Origin of the sequence: Streptomyces sp. NPDC002825, from assembly GCF_040295385.1 — a bacterium.
Taxonomy (GTDB): domain Bacteria; phylum Actinomycetota; class Actinomycetes; order Streptomycetales; family Streptomycetaceae; genus Streptomyces.
The window spans coordinates 14,311-31,550 of sequence record NZ_JBEOVH010000032.1 but is presented as its reverse complement, the minus strand read 5'-3'; the positions used below and the strand labels follow the sequence as shown (position 1 = coordinate 31,550).

The following is a 17,240-nucleotide window of genomic DNA, read 5'->3' as shown; positions in this document are numbered from 1 at the left end:
GGGCCGGGGCGTCCTGTTGTCCCCGCGAGGGCTGGGATACCAGCTACCGGAATACGAGCGAAATGAGGTCAGGGCGCGAAGTACCAGCAGTACAGACCGAGGCCTCTTGGCCCACGTGAGAGCGGTAGTCCTCAGCTGATCCGCCCGTGCACCGGCCAAGGCCGTCGAGAGCGCCTGCGGGACAGCGAAGACGGTGAAGCCGTCGTTGGCCATGGGCACCACGTACCGGAGCGGACTCTCCGCACCCGTGGGCGGGATTCCGCACCGGGTGCGGACCGGGGTGCGGTGGCGCGATCTGCCCGAACGGTCCAGGACGTGGAAGACGGCCTACGAACGCCACCGCCGTGGTCGGCCGACGGGGCGGGTGAGACCGACTGGGACACTCGGTCGACTCCAGAACCTGGTCGCCGCCTGGTGGCGACGGCGCTGGAGGCGAGGCCACTCGACCCGAGCGCGGACGGCCGCTGGCTCCCTGCGGCGCCGCAGAATCCGGCACACGATCCTGGATCGAGTCATGATGCAGGGTCCCGTGGCCGAGCTGCCAGAGGCTGAGTACCGACGCGTCTGGGACCGCTTCTACGAGGACTTCGATTTCCGGCCGAGCACGAGTTCGTCCGAGTGGCCATCCATCAAGGAGCCTGTGGCGTCGGTCACCTGGAGCGTCACCGCGCTTGACGGCGATCCGGAGTACGAGCGCCTGGACCGGCTGGTCGAGGCGGTCGAGCAGGGGCTGACCTTGTGTGCCGGCCCGCAGGGCACGCTGCTCGCACTCGACTGGCAGCACACGTCCTATCGCTTCGCACCGCACGAGGTCGGTGGAACTGGGCAGCCGGCTTGGCCCCTGAGCCCGTACCCCGACGGGGATTACTTCATCTACCTCTCGGAAGACTTCCGCTACGGCAGTTTCGGGCACCCTTGGGAAGGGTCCCTCTGCCTGTTCGGTGAGGAACTCCTGAGCGCCGTTTCCGGCGAGGTCGACAAGGTCCTTGGATCTCCGATCCGCAGATCCGGCAAGGCAGAGGGGCCGGCCTGACACTGCAGCCGTGGATGGTGATGACGAGCGGCTGTGCCCAGCTCATCAGCCACTACGGGGAAGACCTACTGCCCACCAAGTCGGAGTGCAGCAACCACGTACAGGCTCCCCGCTGCGGTCAGAAGCAGAAAGGCGAGAACTGTATGGACGACGAGCCCTCGCCCTGGGCCAAGGCCCAGATACGCCCGGGCCGCACGGCTCACACGGGGCCTGGGCCCACCTCGCGCGGCGTTCGCTTCCGCCCTCTCGATCGCGCGGCGTAGTTTCCGGCGGCTTCTCTCGGTCGTGATACCCAGGCGCACGCCGCCGGCATCGCGCACCAGCAGGGTCCGGTGTGCGCCGCCGTACGAGAAGGTCGTCAGCAGTCGGACGGAGGTGATCCGGTCGAGGTCGACGGACCGCTCACCGGTCCATGTGCGCGCGGTCAGGTACGACGATGAGTGCCGGAACGGGGCTCGCTCCTCGCACAGTGCGGGCAGGAGAACGTAGCCGGCGATCACGGACAGCAAGCCGAGCGCAATGGGTGTCCCTTCCGGGGCTACTCCGGCGCTGGCCAGCCCGTAGCCTGCGAGAGGCAGCAGAAGAACCGTCACCGCCAGGCCCGTTCCCATGCGTGCACGCGTCACGCTGTGGGTTGTGGCTGCTTCCACGGATGCCCCCGTTGTTGTCGGCGGAGATCAGCATGCACGTGCAGCGGACCTCTGCGCATTGCCGATGTCCGGCAATCTTCGGATCAGGATCTGTCGGAGCCAGGGCCCGACGCCTGTTCCGAAAGTGCACGAAGATGCGGGATGTGTCGTCCCCTCCGCATCCTCAGCCCGACGCGCGCCGTTGACTCGTGACGAACGACCTGGTGCGTGAGCGTGGACTCCACCGCCTGCCGCCGGGCCTCGAAGCCCATGCCAAGCTCGTGATCACCGCCCGGCCCGCGCAGGAACCCGCCACCCCATCCACTCGTCATGTCCATGGGGGTCGCCAAAGACCCGACGTCGTTTCGCTCTTCACCACCTAGGTCCGAGGAGATCCATGGTCGACACCGTCAACTCACTGGCTGCCCGTCTTCACGAAGTGATGGTGGAGTTCCTGACCAAGGGCCCCGCCGCGGCGGGCACCGCGGGCTTCCACGACGTCGTCGCGCGGGCCACGGCGCTGGGACCCGACGGCGCGTGGCTCGTCGCCGCGGGCCACGCGAGCCTCGGCAGCCTGGCCGGCGCACACGGACAGACGGACCAGGCGATCTTCCACCTCGACGCCGCGGTGACAGCCGGCTACAACGACTGTGTGGCGCTCCACGTCGCCCACCTCCGCCCGCTGCACCACGATCGCCGCTTCCAAGCTCTCTACGGGCGGTTGCGCGTCACCCAGGCCGACCTCGACGAGTTCCTCTGGCTGCACCAGGAGATGCAGATCATGTCGCAGGACGCCCAGCAGGCGGCTGTCGACAACATCGGCCGCCTCGACACCGGGGTGTCGCCCCTCCCCCAGGCCCCCCTGCCGACCCGTGTACCGAACACCCTCGGCGTCCTGGTCACCCGCACCGAGCTCGCCGCGGTCCAGACCGCGCTCCAACGGGTCGTCCTCAAGGCGGAGTTCCAGCGCAGTGCCGGCAATACCAGCCTCAGTCTCATCGACGACACGTGGGACTACGCCCGCGCCAGGCACGATACATGGGACGCCGACGAGCTGGACACCCGGCGCCTCCGGGCGGCCGAAGCCCGGGCCTTCGTCGCACGGCCCGGTGCCGGCACCACGCTCACCGCCTGCCCGCCGCTGGGCTCGATCACCTACCCGAGCTGAGGAAGGGGGCATCGGCTCGGCAGCCGGATAGCGCTGGCGGGGGACACAGCTCGGCCGCCGGGTCGCCCCCTCTCCTCAGTCGGCCGCCGCCTGCTCATCGTCGGCGGGTAGTCGGGCGACGGGGGCGGCCCACGGCATGGATGCAGGACTCTGCGCGCGCCCGTACCAGTCCAGCAGGAAGGTGCTTCAGCCCTTCGCCCGCCCCGCGATGCCGTCCAGGACCCGGTCGAGCCCCCACGCGTACTGCTCGTCGGAGACGAACTGCGCGATCGTGTCCGCCGCCTCGGCCGTACGGGGGTAGCGGTCGGCAGGGATGGCGCGGAGCTGCTCCCGGCGGGCCGCGACCCGTTCGGCGAGGGGCGGGGGCGGTGCGGGTGAGGGGAGTTCGGCGGCTTCGAGGGCGATCGCCCCGAGGACCTGGACGATCAGCAGGTACGAGGCTCTCGCCGCCTCCGCCTGGTCGAGGCCCGCGTCCGCGAGGACCATGAGGAGCGCTTCGCCGAGCGCGAGGGCGTGGGGGCCGTCCATCGGGCCGGAGAGCAGAAGGTTGACCGCGCCCGGGTGGGCGAGCAGACGCTGCCGCAGGTCGGCGGCGAGCGTATGGATGCGGTCCCGCCAGGGGGTGCCCGGGGCGGTGAGAGCCGCGAGGTCCGTCTGGCCCAGCAGGTGCTCGACGACGGCGCGTACCACCGCGGCACGGTCCGGGAAGTACGTATAGACCGCGTTGGGCGCGAGTCCCAGCTCGGCGGCGATGCCCCGGATGCTCACGGCGTCGGCACCACGGGTGCCGAGCAGCCGCATGGCCGCCGCGACCACCTCGTCCTCGCCGACCGCCCGCTTCCGGCCCCGCTTCGCCGGCGGCGTGTCCTGTGCCATCCGTACGCCTCCTCGCCCGTCCTTGCTCCACTCCTTGACGAGTCATTTTTGCACGGCGTACATTAATTGGACGGCGTACAGAAATCGGAGGTGTTCTCCATGCGTGTTCCCATGCGCGCTCCCCTGCCTGTCTCGGTACGCGGCTCCGGCCGCCCCGCCTTGCGCTTCTGGGTCCGATGGACGGCCGGCTTCCTGGCGTTCCCGATCGGCGGGCTCGCCGGCCGTGCGGCGGCGGGTCCGGTCGACGACGCATTGAGCGCCCTGGTGGGCGGGGGCGTGGCCGGCGCGATGATCGGCGCCGGACAGGCGCTCCTCTCCTCCGGTCGGCTGAACCCGGCGCGCTGGTCCGTGGCCACCGCGGTCGGCAGCGGGCTCGGGCTCATGCTCGGCGCCGCCCTGGTCGGCTACCGGACCGATCTCGGTTCGCTCGCGCTCATGGGCGCCGTCGAGGGCGTCCTGCTCGGCACGGCGCAGGCCTGCGCCCTGCCTCGCGACGCCCGCCGCCGCCCGCTCTGGGCCATGGCCATGCCGGCCCTCTGGGCGGCAGGCTGGACGGTGACCACGCTCGCCGGCGTCGGCGTGGACGCGCGGTACACCGTCTTCGGCGCCACCGGCGCCCTCGCCTTCTCCGCCCTCTCCGGCGTCCTGCTCCACCGACTCCTGCCCGCCACCGCTCCCGGCCGGACCACCGGCCCGGACTCCCTCCGCGAGGTCGACGCATGAAGCACACCACCACCCCCCGTCACGTGATCTTCGGCTCCGGCGCCGTGGGCACGGCCGTCGCCGAGGCGCTGGTACGCCGAGGGGAGTCCGTCCGCGTCGTCAACCGGTCCGGCCGCGCGGACGTCCCCGACGGCGTCGAGGTGGTCGCGGGCGACGCGGCCGACCCTGCTCTCACCACGGCCGTCGCTACCGGAGCGGCCGTCGTCTACCAAGCGCTCAACCCGCCCTACCACCGCTGGCAGCAGGAGTTCCCCGCGCTGCAGGCCGGGGTGCTCGCCGCTGCCGAAGCGGCCGGCGCCCGTATGGTCTCGATGGACAACGTCTACTGCTACGGTCCGCCCGGGGGCCGCCCGTTCACCGAGGACACCCCCGACGCCGCCACCACCCGCAAGGGCCGGCTCCGGGGCCGAATGGCGCAGGACCTGCTCGCCGCGCACAGGGCCGGGCGCGTGGAGGTGGCGATCGGCCGCGCCTCCGACTACTTCGGGCCACGCGGCGGGGCCCAGTCCAACCTGGGCGACCTGGTCTTCCCCGCCCTCCTCGCCGGGCGCACCGCGACAGTACTCGGCGACCCGGACCAGCCCCACACGTACACCTTCATCCCCGACATCGGGGAGGCGCTGGCCCTCCTGGGCAGTCACCCGGACGCCCCGGGCCGCATCTGGCACCTCCCCAACGACCCGCACACCCGCACCACCCGCGAGCTCGTGGACCTGGCCCACCGAGCCACCGGCCGCCCCGGCACGGCTCGGCTGCGCCGGATGCCGACGTTCGCCCTGTACGCGATGGGCGCGGTCAACCGCACGGTGCGCGAACTCATCGAGATGCAGTACGAGTTCGCCGAACCGTTCGTCGTCGACTCCAGCCTCGTCCGGGACCGGCTCGGCGCCGTCGCCACCCCGGTCGAGGAGGCGCTCGAGCGGACGGTGGCGGCCTACCGCGCCCTCGGAAAGTGAGCGAGCGCGGGCGTGCCCCCTTCGCTGCCGACCAGCAGACAACCCCACTGTCAGTGCCGCGACTTAGGGTTCCCACCATGGACATGGAACTGCTGACCGAATCCCTCACAGGTTCCTGGGACTTGACCCGGTCGGCGCGCGATGCGCTCGTGGAGCAGGGAGCCGCTGTCGTCGGGGCGGTGCTGGACGTGCTCTGTGAGGAGCAGTCGCCCGTCGACTGGACGGTCTCGGCGGACGTTCTGTGCCGGATCGGGGAGCCCGCTCTGCTGCCCCTGGCGCACGCGACCGCGGCCGCGGGCTCGCCCGAGGTCGCGAGAAGGACGGGGTGGACGCTGTCGCGACTCAAGGTGGATGATCCGGCGGTCTACGAACCGCTGCTGAATCATCCTCACCCCCGGGTTCGGAGCGATGCCCTCTTCGCCTTCCAGACCCGCGGTGAGACGGCGGTACGGTTCGTCGACCGCCTCATCCCCTTGCTGGGCGACCCGGAAGCGGAGGTCCGGCAGCGAGCGGTCTGGGCTTTCAGGGCAATCGGCACCACCGCTCTGCCCGACCTGAGCCGCGTCCGCCGCATGCCCTCCTCGGGTCCCCGGGTGCGAGCCGGCGCGCTCGAGGCCCTCGCGGCAATCGCGGGACCCGACGGCCTCGACCCCAGGGACCGGGACGCCTGGCGCCGGCTGACGGCGATCAAGCTGCTCGACGAGGTCCCGGAGGGCATGCACCTGTGCGGGTCCTGGTACGCGGTGCCGACCACTGACCAGGACGCCGTACTCGAAGCGTTCGACCTCGGCAGCCCGCAGCCGGTCACCCTCCGCACGGGTGCGGCGGCCTGGAACCAGGACCACCACGACCGGGACCGCGACCATCCGCACGCCGCCTGTTCCCGCGTCTTCGTCAGTCCCGCCCTGGACGGCTGGACGCTCGTCTTCGGCGACTCCTCCCGCGACACCCACCGCATCGAGGACGCCGACGACGAGGACGAGGCGCTTCCCCTCGTCGTGAGACAGCGGTGCACCGACCTGAGCCGCCGCTTCGGATCCGCCCAGTGGTACGGAATGAGCTGCGGCGACGGCTGGACCGCCTGGTGCATCGCCGAAGAAGGAGAAACCGTGCGCCACTACGACGCTGACGACGCCGAGGAGAACGGCGACGAAGGACCCTCGCACCCGGCCGAGGCCGGCTACCTCCTGCCGCACGAGGACGGCTTCCCCGACGACGCGTTCGACGACGTGGACACCTCGGACTCCGACGCGTTCACCACTCGCTACAACCAGCTCAAGGAAGAGCTCAAGATCCCCGACACCTGCTACGCCAACGACATCGCGGCACGACTGTCGGTCGATCCCGGGGCACTGGGAGCCCACACCGCGACCTCGGGCCGGGGAGTCCTCGCCCTCACAGCCTGCGGCCGCGAACACGGCCACCCCGCCGGCGCCCTGCCCGTGTGACGCATCCGACCACACTGCACGCCGCGGGTACGGCGGCGCCGGCTCCACCGGGCTCGTCGATGGACCGCTCTCGACGGGCGCTGCCGTCATTGACCACCCAGGACTCGGTCACGACCACGACGATCTCAGACGGACGGGTCTGTGAGGCAGCCCGACATCCCGGTTCCAAAGCCGCCGGCTCAGGAATCACCACTGAGAGTGGTGGGGTGACGAGTTGTCAGTGGCGACTGCTTGGATGGGCTGGTCGCGCAGGGAGGCGCGGCACGAGCAGGGAGGGTCCAGGACTTGCCGTTCATCGGGCAGTACACCAAGAGCAATGGGAATGTGGTCCGCGGGCACTGGCGGGCGCCGGCGGGGACGGCGCGGCAGACGGCGATCGCTGCGGGGATCGTGGTGGCCGTGGCCGTGCTCGGGAACACTGGTGCATCGGCGGGCAGCGGACCGAGCACGGAGCGGTTACCCAAGCCGAAGCCCTCCTCCCAGGTGACGTATCCGATCAAGTGGCCGGGCTGGGACAGGCCTGTTCCCCGCTCGACTCCTGCGGTGAAGTACCCGATACCGTGGCCGGGCGGGGCGAAGCCGGTGTCGAGGCCGACGCCGACGGTCTCGTACCCGATCAAATGGGACCGCGGCGGGAACGGCCGGTGAGCCGGCGGGTGTCCGCGAGACGGCGGTCGGGGCATCGACAGTCGGGGCGTCGGCGGTCACGCACGCCGGTCGCTGCCGAGCAGCTGGTCGCAGCTGTGGAAGAAGGGGACCCGATCCTGCGATGCAAGCGGGCCGAAACCGAAGGGTAGCGGGGAGAGATCGACGGCATCGGCAAGACCCTGACACCCCTCCGAGCCCCGCGCATCGAGGCCGAGAGGATCAGACAACGAACGGCCGTCCACCTCGCTCTGCCCCACGTCCGCCGTCCCCAGCACTGGTCAAGCTGTCACCGAAGGACGACGCTGACGCCCCGTTCCGCGAAGATCTCCAGGAGCAGGTCGAACAACGCGACCTCGCGCTCTCCGGAGGGCACAGGCTCTCGCAGCCGTGCACTCGCCCGGGCCGAGAAATCCCAGTGCAAGGTGAACGGCGTTCTGGCACCCCAGCCGCCGATCAGGCAGTCGTCCAGAGCGTCAAGGTTCCAGCCGAAGTATCCGCCGGGGCCGTTGACGGCTTCACCGATCGCGCAATAGAAGCTGTCTTCGTCAACGATGCGCCGACCGTCCAAGGTGAACACCTGGCCCGCAGGAGCGTCGGCGATCCCCCGCCGTCGATACCTCCGGGACCACAGCATCACCGACAGCCACGCTCGTCTGTCCTCGGTGGCGAGGTCGTGCCACATGCCGGTGCGGTTCAGATGACCCGTGCGGATCAGGTCCCATGCTCTTTCCGCTCCGGCCATGGCGTTCTCGCACCACAGCGTCATCGTGAGGTCGACGAGGCCGGCCCCCGTCGCAGAGGGCTTGACGTCGATGACGGTGACCTCGCTGACGAAGTAGGACCCCATGGTGACGCGGTCACCGTCGAGGAGATCGAACCAGGCGTTCCCCGCCAACGCGCGACGACTGCCGACGTGGCCGACGCTCCTCAATAGGCCACCCTGCGGGCGGCAGCCCGTGAGGTGCACTCGGCGTGCCCCCTCTTCGTCCGGCAGCGGCGTGAACAACCCCTCGGCCTCGAGAGCAAAGCCCCAGAAGTCGGCGTCGTCGTCATCCGAGTTCAGCGCGTACCTCGGCCCGTCACCGCTCCGCCCTGATGTTCGCCTTGCAGTTCCCATGAGAGCGCTGATCCTATTGGCGCGCCCCCATGACCTGCCGCACAGTCGCCGGAGCGCTCCACCTGCTGACCGTCGTCCTGACGGCGCAGCAGTGGCGTAGTAGTCGGCGGCGCCCGACGGGCCGGCGGCGCCTCCACAGGGTGCAGGCGCCGCCGGAAGTGGGTGCGGGGGCTCAGCCGCGGATGATGTTCTCCGCCTGGGGGCCCTTCTGGCCCTGGGTGATGTCGAACGTCACCGTCTCGCCCTCGGTCAGTTCGCGGTATCCGTTTCCGGAAATGTTGGAGTAGTGAGCGAAGACGTCCGGTCCGCCTCCGTCCTGGGCGATGAAACCGAAGCCCTTTTCGGAGTTGAACCACTTCACGGTGCCGCTGGCCATGCTCGTCCTTCTGATCAATTCAGCGGTGGCCCGGATTCGAGCCACCCCGGGCATCCCCTTCGGACGCCCGAACCAGTCCTCCCCCGACAATCTCGCGCTTACACCCATTCACCGGATCTTGTTCGGATTCCTTACCCGCGGCCACCAGCTCGCGCGCCGGCGTCCCCGGGGGCACCGCGCTGGAACTCGTTGCTTCCCTCGCGGCCGCGCCGTCTCTGTCCAGCACCCCTGACACTTCCGTACCGTCACGGACCTCCCCAGCTTTCCGGGACTCTCAGTGACGAGCAGCTACGGTGAGGCGTCAGCAGATCGTCCTGGATCACCGCCGTCCGGAGGCCGTCCTTGCTTCGTCTCAGCGCACTCGCCGTCACCGCAGCCCTCTTCCTCGGCGGAACTCCCCCCGAGGCCGCGGACGGGCCGCAGGAGGTGACCGTGATGTCGAACGAACAGTACGAGCAGATGCTCAGCAGTCAGGCGCGACCGAGCCCACCGTGTGTGGCCGCGCCCCAGACCGACAGCGCGAGCTTCACCTCGGCAGCCCCGAGCTGGGCCACGGCAAAACTCGACAGCGACGGCCGGCGGGGCGAACTCGTACCCGCCCGAGCCGCGAACGGCAAACCGGGCTGGAATCACTTCTACGGGCCGCCCAACATCGCCGACCCCAATGCCGTCAAGAAGATCCTCGGCGCCCTCACGGCCTACTGCCGCAAAGCCCCCCTTCACCGCCTCCCCGACAAGGCCAACCAGCCATGACGGAGAGCCCTCCATCGGAGTGGGACGACGACGGACTGACGGACCTGCACCGCATCCTGATGTGGCAACTGCTCCGCTTCACCTCATCACCCCTCTCGGGAAGCACCGACGCGGGGCTCGTCCGCGGCGTGCTGCTCCCGCCGGAGCGCCGAGGCGTCTCCCGCGTCGTCCTGTGGGACGGACACATGCTGGAGAGCTCGATGGCGTACGACGTGCCTCTGGTGCACCCCCAGGGGGACAACATCCCGTGGACCCATCTGATCGCAGCCTTCCGACAGGTCCTCGTCCATCCCCCCGTAGCCCACGGCACCGACCCCGTGGGCATTCCACTCGCCGACGCCCGTCGGCACATGCTCGACACCCTCGACCACGTCACCTTCGAGCTCGGGGACGCACTCCACGCCGCCGCCTTGATGCTTCAGCCCCAGGACGATCCGGGGGACGACAGCCGCCTGCGTCTGGATGGCTTCCTGCTGCTGGACCACACCACCACGCGTCTGTACGTCACCGCCCCTGGCACCACCGACCGTCTCGGGCTCGACGTCGCCCTCCACCACAGCCACGGCCGCGTACGGGTCGGCAGCACCGCCCTGATGGCCGCACTGCCCTCCCTCGTCTCCGAGGAACTCGACAGCAACCGCTCCCCCGCCCCGGATCCCTACGCCGATGCCGGTGTCCACGACTTCACCCATTGGTGAGACATCCGGAGCAGCCACGTGCGAGTCCTGCTGTGACGCATCCGGGCCTGGTCCAGACCCTCCACTTCTCGCTCCCCGCTCCCCGCTCTCCGGTCAGTGGCCGAACGTCTCGAGGTGCCGCCGCAACAGGTCACTGATGTCTTCGCGGCCTCCTTGTGCCGGCAGCGGCGAGGGCGTGTCCTCGCCATTCGTCATGGCGAGGCTGCTGGCGAATCGGACGAGGTTCGGCGCCGGGACGAAGGAGTCACGCAACCAGACGGCGAACCAGCCGGCCTCGTCCGCGGTCACGTCGGTGAGGGTGATGTACGCGTAGTCGGGCGCGGTGATGGCGGCGGTACCGCCCACCCACGCGTCCGATGCCAGCTCGATCTCGAAGTCCAGCACGGTCATCTCGTGGACACCGGACCTCCGATGCCCGATCACGGGCTCGGGGAACGCATCCCGCAGCGACCGCTCCAGCGTCTGGAGCGTGGCGCGCCAGGCTCCGCCGTCCTCCTCCGGGGGGTGGAAGGCGAAGTTGGTACGGGGGTTTCGTTCCGTGGTCATGGTCTTCCTTCTACTGAGAGCTGCACCGGCGCCGCGGACAACGGGGACGAGCATGCAGCGCAGGGCCTCGCACTCCCCACCTGACATCACGGCGATTCAGGCTCCGCCTCCAGAACGGCCAGCAGCTCCGCGAAGCGCCGGTCCTGTGCGGTTCCCGCAGCCAGCTCGCTGAGTGCGTAGGCCGTGGTCTTGAAGCCGTCTCCGTGATGGAACTCCGCACCCCACGCACCAAGCCGCACCGACGCCACCTCGTCCAGCGCCAGTCGTTGGGTCCCCCACGGATTGATCGCCACGATCCCGTCAGGACCGACCTCAAGCCGGACCCTCAGAATCGCCCACCAGAAGAACAACGCGACGCCGATCGCCAGCCCCGACCACAGCCCGGCCAGTCGTGCTGTCTCCGCTCCCGGAGAGGAAATCCACCCAGCCCAACCGAAGAGCGCCTTCACCCCTACAACAGCCGGAATGGCACAGCCCGCCACGCGAGCCGCCCCACCCACCCGCCACACCGACACCGACACCGACACCGACACCGACACCGAGCCCCCGCCCTGGTCACCCATGCCCGCATTATGGGCCCCGATAGCGCGACTCCGTCCGGCCCTCACGGCCTCGTCGTGCCGCCACCGCCGATCAGCGCCTCTGGCGGACCGATCGGTACGCCACAGCCACGACGCACCCGCAGCGGCACCGCCGAGCACGACGGCACCGAGGCGGTAAGGCCAGAGCAGGCTCCAGAAGGCCACCACCGCAGCGCTGCTCACGCCCGCCGCGATCGCGCCGCACTTGAGTCGCTGCCGACGACGCTTGCGCGCAGCCGATACCCGCCGTTTCCGTGCCGTCGCCGTGGCCCTTTCTCTGGTTCGGCACAGCCGGATCAAGGACGCGTCGCCAACCCGTAAGGGCGCAGATCAGCACTGGCCGATGGGAGGCGGGCTCCTGAAAGCGGAAGACGAGAAGGCAGTGCGGGCTCGGCCCGGGCAGTCCGATAATCCCTGACTGCGGGGGCCTGAGGCTGGCAGGATGTCGGCCATGACCGCGAACCGAAAGGCCGATGCCGCGTAGACGGCCCGGCGACCTGCGCGCCCAGCACCCTGGCCCTCGCCTCTGGGAGGACCCTCCGCCGAGTCGGATCCACGGGCTCTCCGCCCGTACCAGCCTGGAGGTACACCGAGTAGAGCGCCTCTCGGGCGACTACTACGTCTTCCCCGGTGCCACGGCCCACGCGCTGCAACGCTATCGAGCGTTCCTGCAGCCGCCTGGGCGGCGGCCCTTGTATCCCCAGGACGCCTTTTGCTCCTGCCGCGGATGCTCCTTCAACGATGTGCGCCACGCCCGTGACGTACTCGAGGAGGTTCTGCAAGAGCTGCCTCCCCGGCCCCGCGCTGAGCTGAAGCACCGGGTAGCCGCCCTGGATGCCGTGTACCTCGCTCGCACGCTGCCCGATCCGTTCGCCGATCACTGGCACTGGCGTGGCGACCTCTGGTGGCATCGCCGTCTCACGGTAGGCGGAGAGGCGATGTAGGGATCGCGGTGATGTCGGTACACAAAGATGGGGCGATGGCCGATCAGATTGTCGAGGGTGAGGGAGAACCAATGATGGGGGCTCAGTACTACGCCGCTGACAGCGAGAATGGCGACCGCATCGACGACCCCTCCGAGGGCGCGCTGTTCATAATGATCAGCGACCTCAACAACTCCGACAACACCTTCGTGGTCGTGCAGCCCGACGAGGACGAGCCGGTCTGGTTCGCCTCAGTGGCCGTCCTGGACGAAGGCGGCTACGAGATCGTCCGCCGCGACGCCTCCCACAACGAACACAAGGTCACCACCGCGACCAGCGCCGGCGACATCGCCCTCGACCTCACCGTCTGGATGGCCGCCCGCGACTTTCCCGGACGGCCAACCAGACAAGTCGTCGACTTCTGAAACGCGACCTCGGGGTGAGGGCTCGGGCGGCAGGGTGGAGGCCGGCGTGGCGCTGGCGGCAGTCGCGGAGGATCTTGTGGGAACGCGGCGGTGACCAGCTCGGGGTCGGCATCGACGACGACCTGCAGGTGCGCTGAGAACGGGAGTTGCGCGGGGACGTCCCGGCGGTGCTGCAGCGCCCGCAGAACGCTTTGGACGTCACCTCATTTGGTGAGGTGACGTCGGATGCGCGGTGCCGTTCCCAGGACTAGCGCGGCGAAGACGGCCAGTCGTTGGAGGCCGGGCTGTGCGGTGACGTCGCTGTGCTGGATGCCGTATACCGCGTACCAGTTGGCGGCAACGTCGGTGGCCATGATGGCGCAGGCGAGGTCGACTCCTCGGCGTTGCCCCCTGATCAGGAACGCGGCGGCGAGCGCGTCGAACAGCGCCAGCGACGACCAGTAGAGGTTGAGCCAGCCCGGCGCCCATTCGTAGGGGTGCAGACCGTGGCCGAGGAGGTCGGTGACGTGCACGGAGGCGCCGACGACGAGCAGGGCAGCGATGAGACAGACCGATATGACCGCCCATCGCGGGGCGTGGCGCATCCATCCGATCACGCTGTGAATCGTCCCACCCGCGGGCCGCTGTCCGTAGGGCCGTCTGCTTGCGGCCGCAGATGAGTGCGGCTGCGATCGGCGAGGCGCCGGCCCAGCCGCATGGAGGTTCCGACGCCTGTTGGCGATGGGCTGTGGGAGCGCCCCCGGTACAGGAAGCTCCGCTCAATCACTGGCAACAGCGGCTGGACACGAGCTACCGCGACCGGGCGCCCACAGAGTGATACCCCGGACTTGGCGAGTCCGGGGCAAAGAAGGAACGTCAGGCGCCGCCTGAACCGTCCCTATCGGACGACGACGTTGTACGCCGGAATGATCACGGGTTGCACGTCCGCGAAGCCGAGGTCCGCCAAGATCGGACCGAACGTCTTCGCATGGGTTTCCAGCGCCTCTGCACTGTCCCAGACCTCGGTCACGCGGAACCCGCCGCCGTCGACCGGACCAGCCGCGTGAGAGATGAGCCCTGGATTCGGCAGGTCCGCGAACTGCGTGAAGCCCTGTCCACCGGTCACACGTTCAATGACTGCGTCGTAGAGCTCCTGTCCGGCGTCAGGGAAGTCGAAGGAAACGATGATGGCCATATGGATGCCCCTGCCTCGGTCCGCCGCACGGCTGCGGCTGCGCGGGTGATTCTAGCCATAAGTAATCGACTGTATTCATAGGGTGATATACGGGATGTTCGTTGACGCCTATCACCCTGGACAGCTGGGCCCGGGAGCCATTGACGGTGCGAGTGCGGGATCGTCACGCCTGGGCGGCTCCTGTCGGCCCTACTGGCGCCCGGGTCGCCCCGCTGCTCAGGGCTGGCCCCGCCTCACCACCCCATCCCGACACCCCCGCGCCCAAGTCGCCGACTACGCTGCCCACGACGGGCGCATCCGAGCCGCCCTGGCAGCTCCGGCAAGCAGGCGGCATCACGAGGCCGTTCGGAAGGAATCCGTATGAATCTGCCCGCGTCAGGCAGGCGCGTCCTCGTCAGCGGGGCGTCGCGGGGGCTGGGGCGCGCGGTGGCCCAGGCGTTCGCGGACAACGGCGACCGGGTTGCCGTCCACTTCGGTTCACGCGCCGAGGAGGCGCGCGAGACCCTGAAGTCCCTTACCGGAACGGGTCATGTACTGGTCGGCGGCGACCTCGCGAACCCGGCCGGGGCAGCCGACGTCGTGGACAAGGCGGCGGAGGCACTCGGCGGGATCGACGTGCTCGTGAACAACGCGGCCGTGAACATCCGCCACCCTCTCGCCGAGACCCCGTACGAGGAGTGGGCGGCAGTCTGGCAGCAGCACGTCGCGGTGAACCTGCTCGCCACGGCGAACCTGAGCCATCTCGCCGCGCGGCTCATGATCGAGCAGGGTGGGGGAGGCCGGATCGTGAACATCGGCTCCCGGGGCGCCTTCCGCGGTGAGCCGGACCATCCGGCGTACGGGGCGACGAAGGCCGCCGTGCACTCGCTGGGTCAGTCGCTCGCGGTCTCGCTCGCCCCGTACGGGATCGCCGTCGCCTCGGTCGCTCCCGGCTTCTTCGCGACCGAGCGCGTCGCGCCGCGCCTGGAGGGGTCCGAGGGCAAGGCGATCCGGGAGCAGAGCCCGTTCGGCCGGGTGGGCTCGGCCGAGGAGATCGCGGCGGCGGTGCTCTGGCTCGCCTCCCCCGCCGCCGAATGGTCCTCGGGCACGATTCTCGATCTCAACGGAGCCTCGCACCTGCGGAGTTGAGGACCACAGGGCGGCGCCGCTCGGCCCCCATGGCGCGGTCGGTCGAACCTTGCGTGCAGTGAAGCTCCGACTGCCGTCCCTGAGCCTCAAGCGGCCGCGAGCGCGGGCTCGTTCAGCGTCGGGTAGTCGGTGTAGCCCGTCGCCCCGCCCGTGTACATCAGGTACTGATCCCGTACGGCGTTCAGCGGCGCCCCGACGCGCAGGCGTTCGACCAGGTCCGGGTTGGCGAGGAAGCCCCGCCCCAGGGAGATCAGGTCGGCTCCGGCGGCCAGCAGCCGTTCGCCGGCCCCGCGGCCGCCGTCGGCGGGCAGCGGTCCTCCCCAGCCGAGGACGGGGTTGGCGATCAGCGTGCCCGGCCATGCCTTGCGGATCTCCTGGAACAGCGCCTGGTCCGGGTCGGCGAACACGACGTGCAGGTAGGCGAGGCCCTTCTCGGCCAGAGCGGCGACGAGAGCCGGGTAGATGCTGTCGGTGTCGCCTTCCTCGATGCCGTTGACGCCGACTCCCGGGGAGATGCGCACCCCGACGCGCTCGGGACCGATCGCGTCCGCGACGGCCTGGACCACCTCGACCGCGAACCGGATCCGGTGCGCGACCGAACCGCCGTACGCGTCGGTGCGCTGGTTGGTGTTCTTCGCGAGGAACTGGTGGATCAGGTAGCCGTTGGCGGCGTGCACCTCGACGCCCTCGAAGCCGGCGTCCACGGCCCGTCGTGCGGCGGCGGCGAAGTCGGCGACGGTGGAGCGGATCTCGTCGGCCGTCAGCTCGTGCGGGACCACGGACGCCCGGCGGCCGTCCGTGGTGTGGATCTCCTCGGGGAGCGCCACCGGCGAGGGCGCGACGGGGACATGACCGCTGGTGTCCGGATGGCCGACCCGCCCCCCGTGCTGGATCTGCACGAACATCCGCCCGCCGGCGTCCCGTACGGCGTCGGTGACCTTTCGCCATCCGGCCACGTGGGCGGAGGTGTGGAGCGCGGGGATGTTGGCGTAGGTCTGGCCGACGGCGCTCGGCGTGGTGGCCTCGGCGATGATCAGACCGGCGGAGGCGCGCTGTGCGTAGTACGTGGCCATGAGCGAGGTCGGCGTCCCGTCGGCGTCGGCGCGGTTGCGCGTCAGCGGGGCCATGACCAGTCGGTTGGGGAGGGAGAGAGGGCCGAGGTTGGTGGCTTCGAAGAGGCGGGATCCGCTCGCGTTGTTCGTCATGCCGGTACCGTAGAACTTGACATTGGTGTCAGATTCAAGCGGAACGCGGGATGCGGAGCGGAGCGGACGATGCGGATCGGCGAGCTGTCACGGCGCTCCGGGGTGAGCGAGCGGTCCCTGCGGTACTACGAGCAGCAGGGCCTGCTGCAGTCGGAGCGGACGCCCGGCGGCCACCGCGCGTACGGCGAGTGGGCGGTCGACCGCGTCATCCGCATCCAGGCCCTGTTCGCGGCGGGCCTGGGCAGCAAGAAGATCGCGCTGCTGCTCCCGTGCATGCGGGACGTGGACGGCGGCCCGACCGAGCTCACCACCGGTGAGCTGGTCGAGGAACTGATCGTCGAGCGCGAGCGTATCGACCGCATGATCCTCGACCTGGTCCGCTCCCGTGACGTCCTGGACGAGGTCATCGACGCCGCGACCGCCAGGACCTGAGACCCGCCAGGACGTGAGACCCGCCAGGATCTGAGACCCGCCAGGGCGGGGCTCCCCCGCAGGACGTGAGACCCGCCGGGACGGGGCTCGCCGGCAGGTGATGAGGGCGAGACGCAGGGGCAGCGGAGATGCCGGAGTGTGCCGGCCACCGCGCACGGGGTGTTGCGAGGCGGGCGTGACGCTGCCGGCTGGGGCCCGGCGGTCGTGAAACCCACGTGCCTCGGGTACGCGGGTCGGGTACCGTGCGGGCCATGTCGAGTCCTGAGTCAGACGAGGTGGGGGCTTTCGGTCACGCCGTCGGCCCCCTGAGCCACTGAGTTCGTAGTTCTGCCGTCTCGCCGCGTTCTGCGGCCGGACGAGTGCGCCCTTGGGTGCTGACCGCGGTGACGAGTTGACCTTCT

Annotated in this window: 18 protein-coding genes and 1 pseudogene; 11 read left to right on the top strand and 8 right to left on the bottom strand. The window is 69.9% G+C overall.

The annotated features are described in order from the left end of the window. Positions 1-247 precede the first annotated feature (247 nt). The 3 genes and pseudogenes from ABT041_RS31405 to ABT041_RS31395 all read left to right on the top strand — a co-directional run. Positions 248-360: pseudogene (locus ABT041_RS31405) on the top strand (transposase); the annotation flags it as partial. 169 nt (positions 361-529) lie between these two features. Beyond that, positions 530-1,033 (top strand): DUF2716 domain-containing protein, encoded by a 504-nt coding sequence (locus ABT041_RS31400; protein WP_351190845.1) that lies wholly within the window; start codon positions 530-532, stop codon positions 1,031-1,033. A gap of 1,026 nt (positions 1,034-2,059) precedes the next feature. Continuing rightward, positions 2,060-2,830, top strand: coding sequence for a hypothetical protein (locus tag ABT041_RS31395; RefSeq protein WP_351190843.1), 771 nt, complete (start codon positions 2,060-2,062; stop codon positions 2,828-2,830). A gap of 186 nt (positions 2,831-3,016) precedes the next feature. Here the strand turns inward: ABT041_RS31395 and ABT041_RS31390 are convergent, their stop codons facing one another. Continuing rightward, positions 3,017-3,706, bottom strand: coding sequence for a TetR/AcrR family transcriptional regulator (locus ABT041_RS31390; protein ID WP_351190841.1), 690 nt, complete (start codon positions 3,704-3,706; stop codon positions 3,017-3,019). Between the two features lie 99 nt (positions 3,707-3,805). On the opposite strand from ABT041_RS31390, the gene ABT041_RS31385 reads away from it, so the two are divergent. The 3 genes from ABT041_RS31385 to ABT041_RS31375 all read left to right on the top strand — a co-directional run bounded on the left by ABT041_RS31385 (position 3,806) and on the right by ABT041_RS31375 (position 6,833). Beyond that, positions 3,806-4,429, top strand: a complete 624-nt coding sequence (locus ABT041_RS31385; RefSeq protein WP_351190839.1) for a hypothetical protein — start codon at positions 3,806-3,808, stop codon at positions 4,427-4,429. After that, positions 4,426-5,385, top strand: a complete 960-nt coding sequence (locus ABT041_RS31380) for an NAD-dependent epimerase/dehydratase family protein (protein ID WP_351190837.1) — start codon at positions 4,426-4,428, stop codon at positions 5,383-5,385. The genes ABT041_RS31385 and ABT041_RS31380 overlap by 4 nt, the downstream gene beginning before the upstream one ends. A 77-nt stretch (positions 5,386-5,462) precedes the next feature. Then, complete coding sequence (locus ABT041_RS31375) at positions 5,463-6,833, top strand: HEAT repeat domain-containing protein (protein ID WP_351190835.1); 1,371 nt, start codon at positions 5,463-5,465, stop codon at positions 6,831-6,833. A gap of 934 nt (positions 6,834-7,767) precedes the next feature. Here the strand turns inward: ABT041_RS31375 and ABT041_RS31370 are convergent. Both ABT041_RS31370 and ABT041_RS31365 read right to left on the bottom strand, forming a co-directional pair. Continuing rightward, positions 7,768-8,598, bottom strand: a complete 831-nt coding sequence (locus tag ABT041_RS31370) for a barstar family protein (protein ID WP_351190833.1) — start codon at positions 8,596-8,598, stop codon at positions 7,768-7,770. Between the two features lie 172 nt (positions 8,599-8,770). Continuing rightward, positions 8,771-8,974 carry a cold-shock protein gene (locus ABT041_RS31365; RefSeq protein ID WP_147981444.1) on the bottom strand — a complete coding sequence of 68 codons (204 nt, stop codon included), beginning with the start codon at positions 8,972-8,974 and terminating at the stop codon, positions 8,771-8,773. A 342-nt stretch (positions 8,975-9,316) separates the two neighbouring features. Between ABT041_RS31365 and ABT041_RS31360 the strand changes: the two genes are divergently transcribed. Further along, on the top strand, positions 9,317-9,727 hold the full coding sequence (locus ABT041_RS31360) for a hypothetical protein (protein WP_351190830.1): 411 nt from the start codon (positions 9,317-9,319) through the stop codon (positions 9,725-9,727). After that, a complete protein-coding gene (locus ABT041_RS31355; protein ID WP_351190828.1) occupies positions 9,724-10,425 on the top strand; it encodes a hypothetical protein in 702 nt (233 codons plus the stop codon). The genes ABT041_RS31360 and ABT041_RS31355 overlap by 4 nt, the downstream gene beginning before the upstream one ends. Before the next feature lie 93 nt (positions 10,426-10,518). On the opposite strand, the gene ABT041_RS31350 is transcribed toward ABT041_RS31355, so the two are convergent. Together ABT041_RS31350 and ABT041_RS31345 are read right to left on the bottom strand one after the other, a co-directional pair. Next, on the bottom strand, positions 10,519-10,971 hold the full coding sequence (locus tag ABT041_RS31350; protein WP_351190826.1) for a hypothetical protein: 453 nt from the start codon (positions 10,969-10,971) through the stop codon (positions 10,519-10,521). 86 nt (positions 10,972-11,057) lie between these two features. Beyond that, the gene (locus ABT041_RS31345; RefSeq protein ID WP_351190824.1) at positions 11,058-11,534 is read right to left on the bottom strand and encodes a hypothetical protein; all 477 of its coding nucleotides are present in this window, start codon (positions 11,532-11,534) and stop codon (positions 11,058-11,060) included. A gap of 1,036 nt (positions 11,535-12,570) precedes the next feature. Here ABT041_RS31345 and ABT041_RS31340 point away from each other — a divergent pair. After that, the gene (locus tag ABT041_RS31340; protein WP_351190981.1) at positions 12,571-12,900 is read left to right on the top strand and encodes a hypothetical protein; all 330 of its coding nucleotides are present in this window, start codon (positions 12,571-12,573) and stop codon (positions 12,898-12,900) included. Positions 12,901-13,103: 203 nt separating this feature from the next. Here ABT041_RS31340 and ABT041_RS31335 read toward each other — a convergent pair whose 3' ends face one another. Beyond that, entirely contained in the window at positions 13,104-13,496 is a 393-nt protein-coding gene (locus tag ABT041_RS31335) for a hypothetical protein (RefSeq protein WP_351190822.1), read from the bottom strand. Between the two features lie 281 nt (positions 13,497-13,777). Continuing rightward, complete coding sequence (locus ABT041_RS31330) at positions 13,778-14,074, bottom strand: hypothetical protein (protein WP_351190820.1); 297 nt, start codon at positions 14,072-14,074, stop codon at positions 13,778-13,780. 360 nt (positions 14,075-14,434) lie between these two features. On the opposite strand from ABT041_RS31330, the gene ABT041_RS31325 reads away from it, so the two are divergent. Next, the gene (locus ABT041_RS31325; RefSeq protein ID WP_351190818.1) at positions 14,435-15,202 is read left to right on the top strand and encodes an SDR family NAD(P)-dependent oxidoreductase; all 768 of its coding nucleotides are present in this window, start codon (positions 14,435-14,437) and stop codon (positions 15,200-15,202) included. An 86-nt stretch (positions 15,203-15,288) separates the two neighbouring features. On the opposite strand, the gene ABT041_RS31320 is transcribed toward ABT041_RS31325, so the two are convergent. Next, entirely contained in the window at positions 15,289-16,407 is a 1,119-nt protein-coding gene (locus ABT041_RS31320) for an alkene reductase (protein ID WP_351190816.1), read from the bottom strand. A gap of 69 nt (positions 16,408-16,476) precedes the next feature. Here ABT041_RS31320 and ABT041_RS31315 point away from each other — a divergent pair, with 69 nt between their 5' ends. Further along, on the top strand, positions 16,477-16,839 hold the full coding sequence (locus ABT041_RS31315) for a MerR family transcriptional regulator (protein WP_351190814.1): 363 nt from the start codon (positions 16,477-16,479) through the stop codon (positions 16,837-16,839). The last annotated feature ends 401 nt before the right edge of the window (positions 16,840-17,240 follow it).

Bases quoted from the DNA above. Each gene is read 5' to 3' on its own strand.
- ABT041_RS31395 (WP_351190843.1), top strand. From the start codon at position 2,060: ATGGTCGACACCGTCAACTCACTGGCTGCCCGTCTTCACGAAGTGATG.
- ABT041_RS31390 (WP_351190841.1), bottom strand. From the start codon at position 3,706: ATGGCACAGGACACGCCGCCGGCGAAGCGGGGCCGGAAGCGGGCGGTC.
- ABT041_RS31385 (WP_351190839.1), top strand. From the start codon at position 3,806: ATGCGTGTTCCCATGCGCGCTCCCCTGCCTGTCTCGGTACGCGGCTCC.
- ABT041_RS31380 (WP_351190837.1), top strand. From the start codon at position 4,426: ATGAAGCACACCACCACCCCCCGTCACGTGATCTTCGGCTCCGGCGCC.
- ABT041_RS31375 (WP_351190835.1), top strand. From the start codon at position 5,463: ATGGACATGGAACTGCTGACCGAATCCCTCACAGGTTCCTGGGACTTG.
- ABT041_RS31370 (WP_351190833.1), bottom strand. From the start codon at position 8,598: ATGGGAACTGCAAGGCGAACATCAGGGCGGAGCGGTGACGGGCCGAGG.
- ABT041_RS31365 (WP_147981444.1), bottom strand. From the start codon at position 8,974: ATGGCCAGCGGCACCGTGAAGTGGTTCAACTCCGAAAAGGGCTTCGGT.
- ABT041_RS31355 (WP_351190828.1), top strand. From the start codon at position 9,724: ATGACGGAGAGCCCTCCATCGGAGTGGGACGACGACGGACTGACGGAC.
- ABT041_RS31350 (WP_351190826.1), bottom strand. From the start codon at position 10,971: ATGACCACGGAACGAAACCCCCGTACCAACTTCGCCTTCCACCCCCCG.
- ABT041_RS31345 (WP_351190824.1), bottom strand. From the start codon at position 11,534: ATGGGTGACCAGGGCGGGGGCTCGGTGTCGGTGTCGGTGTCGGTGTCG.
- ABT041_RS31340 (WP_351190981.1), top strand. From the start codon at position 12,571: ATGGGGGCTCAGTACTACGCCGCTGACAGCGAGAATGGCGACCGCATC.
- ABT041_RS31330 (WP_351190820.1), bottom strand. From the start codon at position 14,074: ATGGCCATCATCGTTTCCTTCGACTTCCCTGACGCCGGACAGGAGCTC.
- ABT041_RS31325 (WP_351190818.1), top strand. From the start codon at position 14,435: ATGAATCTGCCCGCGTCAGGCAGGCGCGTCCTCGTCAGCGGGGCGTCG.
- ABT041_RS31320 (WP_351190816.1), bottom strand. From the start codon at position 16,407: ATGACGAACAACGCGAGCGGATCCCGCCTCTTCGAAGCCACCAACCTC.
- ABT041_RS31315 (WP_351190814.1), top strand. From the start codon at position 16,477: ATGCGGATCGGCGAGCTGTCACGGCGCTCCGGGGTGAGCGAGCGGTCC.